At 56.0% G+C, this 1,207-nt stretch carries 1 protein-coding gene; it reads right to left on the minus strand.

Annotated elements, in window-relative coordinates:
- Positions 1-1,207: immunoglobulin-like domain-containing protein (locus tag L8K08_RS30145; RefSeq protein WP_242201984.1), on the minus strand; the 1,207-nt coding region annotated here is incomplete at both ends.

A 1,207-nucleotide genomic window follows, 5' to 3' on the forward strand; every position in this document is an offset into this window, starting at 1 on the left:
TGATGGGTCCGCCGTCAGCGTGACGGTGGTGGTATCGATCGAGTCGGTGATGGTCGTCGTCGCTGGCGCTGGGTTGGTCGCCAGGTTCTCGAAGTTGCCGCCGGTGGCGCTGGTGATCGTCGTGTTGACGGTCGAGCCATTGTTGTAGACGTCGTTAGCCGGAGTTTCAAAGACTACCGAACCCGCAGATTTACCGGCTTCGATGACGATGGTCTGACCATTGGAAAGCGTCACAGTCACCGGAGTTTGCGCCGGGTTAGTCAGCGTGGCGGTGTAAGTAATGTTGCCGCCTTCAACGACCGATGGGTCCGCCGTCAGCGTGACGGTGGTGGTATCGATCGAGTCGGTGATGGTCGTCGTCGCTGGCGATGGGTTGGTTGCCAGGTTTTCGAAGTTACCACCAGTGGCGTTGGTGATCGTCGTGTTGACGGTCGAACCATTGTTGTAAACGTCGTTGGCCGGAGTTTCGAAAACTACAGTTCCGCTGGACTTGCCCGCTTCGATATTGATCGTCTGACCGTTGCTCAGCGTGACCGTCACAGCGGTTTGCGCAGGGTTGGTCAGCGTGGCGGTGTAAGTAATGTTGCCGCCTTCAACGACGGATGGATCTGCCGTCAGCGTGACGGTGGTGGTATCGATCGAATCGGTAATCGTGGTGGTCGCTGGCGTAGGGTTGGTTGCCAGATTTTCGAAGTTACCACCAGTGGCGTTGGTGATCGTCGTATTGACGGTCGAACCGTTGTTATAAACGTCGTTAGCTGGAGTTTCGAAAACTAAAGTTCCGCTGGACTTGCCCGCTTCGATGTTGATCGTCTGACCATTGGAAAGCGTCACAGTCACCGCAGTTTGCGCCGGGTTTGTCAGCGTAGCGGTGTAGGTAATGTTGCCGCCTTCAACGACCGATTGATCAGCCGTCAGAGTGACGGTGGTGGTGTCGATCGAGTCGGTGATGGTGGTAGTCGCTGGTGCTGGGTTAGTCGCCAGGTTCTCGAAGTTACCGCCAGTGGCATTAGTGATCGTCGTATTGACGGTCGAACCGTTGTTGTAAACGTCGTTAGCCGGGGTTTCAAAGAGTACCGAACCCGCAGATTTACCGGCTTCGATGAGGATGGTCTGGCCATTAGAAAGCGTCACCGTCACCGGAGTTTGCGCTGGGTTAGTCAGCGTAGCGGTGTAAGTGATGTTGCCGCCCTCAACAACCGAGTTG

Source organism: Pseudomonas sp. TREG-RG-20F-10-E-6-01 (genome assembly GCF_022662455.1).
Taxonomy (GTDB): domain Bacteria; phylum Pseudomonadota; class Gammaproteobacteria; order Pseudomonadales; family Pseudomonadaceae; genus Aquipseudomonas.